5 protein-coding genes are annotated in these 3,645 nt (G+C 60.5%); all 5 read right to left on the reverse strand.

Going from position 1 to position 3,645, the window contains the following annotated elements:
• On the reverse strand, positions 1 to 187 hold a 187-nt coding region (locus tag VGG64_24855), incomplete at its 3' end, for a hypothetical protein (protein HEY1602858.1).
• Positions 184 to 1,299 carry a glycosyltransferase gene (locus tag VGG64_24860; protein ID HEY1602859.1) on the reverse strand — a complete coding sequence of 372 codons (1,116 nt, stop codon included), beginning with the start codon at positions 1,297 to 1,299 and terminating at the stop codon, positions 184 to 186. The genes VGG64_24860 and VGG64_24855, both read right to left, overlap by 4 nt.
• A 168-nt stretch (positions 1,300 to 1,467) precedes the next feature.
• On the reverse strand, positions 1,468 to 2,148 hold the full coding sequence (locus tag VGG64_24865; GenBank protein HEY1602860.1) for a TylF/MycF/NovP-related O-methyltransferase: 681 nt from the start codon (positions 2,146 to 2,148) through the stop codon (positions 1,468 to 1,470).
• 74 nt (positions 2,149 to 2,222) lie between these two features.
• The gene (locus VGG64_24870) at positions 2,223 to 3,311 is read right to left on the reverse strand and encodes a glycosyltransferase family 9 protein (protein ID HEY1602861.1); all 1,089 of its coding nucleotides are present in this window, start codon (positions 3,309 to 3,311) and stop codon (positions 2,223 to 2,225) included.
• Positions 3,312 to 3,327: 16 nt separating this feature from the next.
• Positions 3,328 to 3,645, reverse strand: a 318-nt coding sequence (locus VGG64_24875; GenBank protein ID HEY1602862.1) for a hypothetical protein, incomplete at its 5' end; no start/stop codon positions are given.

The following is a 3,645-nucleotide window of genomic DNA, read 5'->3' on the forward strand; positions in this document are numbered from 1 at the left end:
GCGTGCGGAGATGGTGCAAGCGGCCTTCGATTTGGTGTTGCGGCAGATTGCCGTCTTGGCGTGAATACATCAAAACGTCATGGCGCCGGCTCAGTTCGAGCGCCAGCCCATGCCAGCGCTTTTCCACGGCTCCGCCGCGCAAGGCCGGAACGGGCATCGCAAAATTCATGACAATCTGAATCTTCATTCGTCAGTCAACTGTTGATAGAAATCAAGCATTTCCGCGGCTTTGCGGTCCCAGGAAAAGTCGGTAAGCATCCACTCGCGCCCGCGAGCACCTTGTTCTCGCAGCGCATCGGGGGCCAGTTTCATGAGCTCGGCCCAGTGGGCGTCGAAGATGTCCAAAGGCACGCAGCGGCCGGCGTCGCGGTCATTCAGACCAGACCAGGGGGCGGCTGTCGAGGTGAGTGCAGCCACGCCGGAGGCAAGCGCTTCACCGATGGTGAGGCCGAAGTTTTCCGACAGCGTGGGCAGGAGGTACAACTCGGCCAGGCGATAAGGCTTCGGCAGGCCGGCAGGTTCGGCAATGGTCGTCCGCTCGATCAACCGCGGATGGCCGCGCACCGCCCGGGCGACGTCGTCGAGCGTATATTCATGGGCCGAACCGCAAATCAGCAGATGCCAATCCGGAAAGCTGGGCTCCAACCGGGCCCAAGCATCAATCAGCGGCAAGAGACCCTTCTTCGAGTGCAAGCGAGAATAAAACAGTGCGATGCGTTTGCCGGCGAGCTCGGAATGGCGCGCGAACCATCGCTGGCGGTCGAGGGGTTCGGACCAGCGGGGCTCGTTAATGCCGTTGCCCGACACGAGGATCGGTTGGCCAAAGCCAGCAGCCCGGATGTCGGCAAATTCCATTTCGCTGGTCGCGTGCCAGGCCGCGGCGCCGGCCAGGGCGCCGCGATGCAGGAGCCTGGCGGCGAACCATTTTTTCCATCTCGCCCGCCGTAGGGCATAAGCGGCCAGCATGCCGCGCGGGCTGATGACAAGCGGGCAGTCGCTGTGCCGCGCCGCCCGCGCGGCGTATCCCAACGAGGGAAGCCACAGTGCGTGATGATGCACCACGCGGAACGCGGCGGCGGCCAGCGCCGCGCGCAAACCGCGAGAGGCGTGCAACAGCCCGCCATAGGATTTCGAGTAGCGTTGGAAGCACGCCGGCCAATCGGGATCCGATACATCGGCGGCAAAGTACAAACGGACGCTCGGATCTTGCGCGTACATGGCCCGGCAGAGCGCTGGAACCGAAACGGAGGGGCCACCCCATTTCGGATCGATATCCGGCAGAACGCAGGCCGTCAGCACCTTGCTAGCGTCGAGAAGTGAGTCGCGCAAACGCTTCGGAATCGGTTGTTGGATCAGGCGAAGGTTGACGATCGAACGGGACGGATAGCACTTGTCTCGGGAATTTGCTGCGCTGGCCAGGCCGGTTCTGCCTATCCTGACGCTCAGGCAAAAGGCGAGACAGTCCCGCTACGTTGCGGGAGGTTTGATCAACATGCACTGGCTGACGGTTGTTTGAATCAGCTGGTTGGCGGTCGTCCGCAAAAACTCCTGGATCGCTTTTTCGACTCCCGGGCAGGTGGGCGCCAGATAATCGTCAAAAACGATGATTCCCCCCGGAACCAAGCGTGGATAGAAAAAAGCCAAGGCATCGCGCACCGATTGGTAGATATCGACATCGACGTGGACCAGCGCGAACTGCCGATCTTCGACCGGCCGTGCCGTGTCCGGGAAAAAGCCCGGGAAGAATTCGACCTTCGGATAAGCGCGCAATCGGGCTCGAACCGCTTCCAACGACGTATCGTCGAAGTCGCCAGCCCGGTGATGGTCGATCTGTTTGTCGACCGCTGGCATACCGTGAAAGGTATCGAACAAACTCAGTTGTTTTTCCGAACAGGTGCTGGCCAGCAACAACGCAGTACCGCCCCGGTAGACGCCGACTTCGGCCAGTTGGCCGGGCAGGTTGCGCGCATAACGAGCGAATTGATACAGTATGAAACAGCGGTCAGGCGAGATCAGCGTCAGCCCGTCGATCTGGCCGAGAATCTCGATGAACTCCGCCGACTCTTTCCAGAGCGGCGAGATACGTCGTAATTCGAAGCCCGCGGTACGCAAGGCTGTCCGAGCGTATTTCTTAAAAAGCTTGAGCATCAAGGTCGTGATTATTAAGTGCTCAATAGTCCGTCAAGGAGTTCGATTTGATCCGCCGACGACCAGACTTGCGGCTAGAGGAGCGTCCGGGGTAAGACGCCTGATCGTCGCTGCGTCAGCAACTCTTGAACGAAGCCGCGCACCGCGCCCTCGACGCGCTGGGTGTCGATCGCCGTCATGCAGCGGTGCTGTTCCACCAGGCACTCACTGAGCCGGCAGCCCTCACACGGCGTGCGGTGGCGAATGATCAGGCGGCGCGCGATGTCGGGATCCCATGCTCCGGGCTTATTTCGGGCGCTCATGACGGCGGCCACCGGGCAATCGACCGCCGCTGCCAGGTGCATCGGCCCGGTGTCGTTGCCCAGATAGGCGAGTGCAAATCGCAGCAACTCGACCAGTTCGATGATCAGCAGCCCGCTGCGTGGAATCTGCAATTGGGGGAAAACCGGTAGGACTTCGCGTCGGTAAGCTGTCAGTTCGTCGGGGCCGCCCACGGCAATCACCGGCAGTTGACAGTGCCGGCGAATGCTGCTGAGGACCTGGGCATACCGGCTCAGCGGCCAGCGCTGCGTGGCGGTTTTGCCGCCACCGCAAAACACGAGATAGGGCTGCTCCAAATCGACGTCAAGATCTTCCAGCTTTTCGCGCAGCGAAGCCAGCGATCCTTGGTCTAGCGGGATGCCATAGCGCGGCTTCGAGCCGGGAATTCCTTCGTCATTCAGCAAGCGGATCAAGCGATGCGGTTCGCTCGGGTGCCACTCTTGTGGACAATCCCATGATCGAAATCCGACCAAACGCCGGACCCCGGATAGTTGGAAAAAGAAGCGCTGGGTGGCGATCGAGCGGGCCGTGCGATCCACCTGCGGAAGCTGCACGACGACGTCGGGAGCGAGGCGGCGGACCAGCCTGAACAGCTCCAGCGGTGTGCGCCAACCCTTCCCGCTGTCGTAACTGATCAGGCGGTCGAAAAGTTCCAGCCTGGTGACCACGTCCCATGCTGCTACTTTCTGTTTCGAAGGACGGTCGCAGAGCATTACCAGCTCGGCATCGGTGAAATGCCGACGGAGGAGGCGAAACGCCGGAATCGCGCAAACGGTATCGCCCAAGTGACCTGTACGGTGGACGAGTACACGCTGAATACGCGGTTGAAGCTGCAACAACATTCAAGTGGGAATGTGCTTAGGCAGAGCTATACGCAGGATGGGCAGCGTATGAAGTCTTTGGCTCGCGTGTAAACAGGGCGCAGAGTACGAGAATCACGAAAACCGCCTGTGCAAACGACGAAAACCAAGCACTCACTGACAGCTCGATTTGAAAACTCCATGCTACCCAGACCACGCTCAGCAGCGAGTGCAGCGAATAGGGACTGGCGCCAACGCAGGCGCGAGCGACCGATTGCATGGTGAAGCCCACGACGATTGCAAATCCGAGAATACCTAACCAGCCGAAATTGACCCAGGCTTCCGGCAAGGTACCAAACGCAATCGTCGTTGTCCT

This window comes from Pirellulales bacterium (genome assembly GCA_036490175.1).
Taxonomy (GTDB): domain Bacteria; phylum Planctomycetota; class Planctomycetia; order Pirellulales; family JACPPG01; genus JACPPG01.

Bases quoted from the DNA above. Each gene is read 5' to 3' on its own strand.
- VGG64_24865 (HEY1602860.1), bottom strand. From the start codon at position 2,148: ATGCTCAAGCTTTTTAAGAAATACGCTCGGACAGCCTTGCGTACCGCG.
- VGG64_24870 (HEY1602861.1), bottom strand. From the start codon at position 3,311: ATGTTGTTGCAGCTTCAACCGCGTATTCAGCGTGTACTCGTCCACCGT.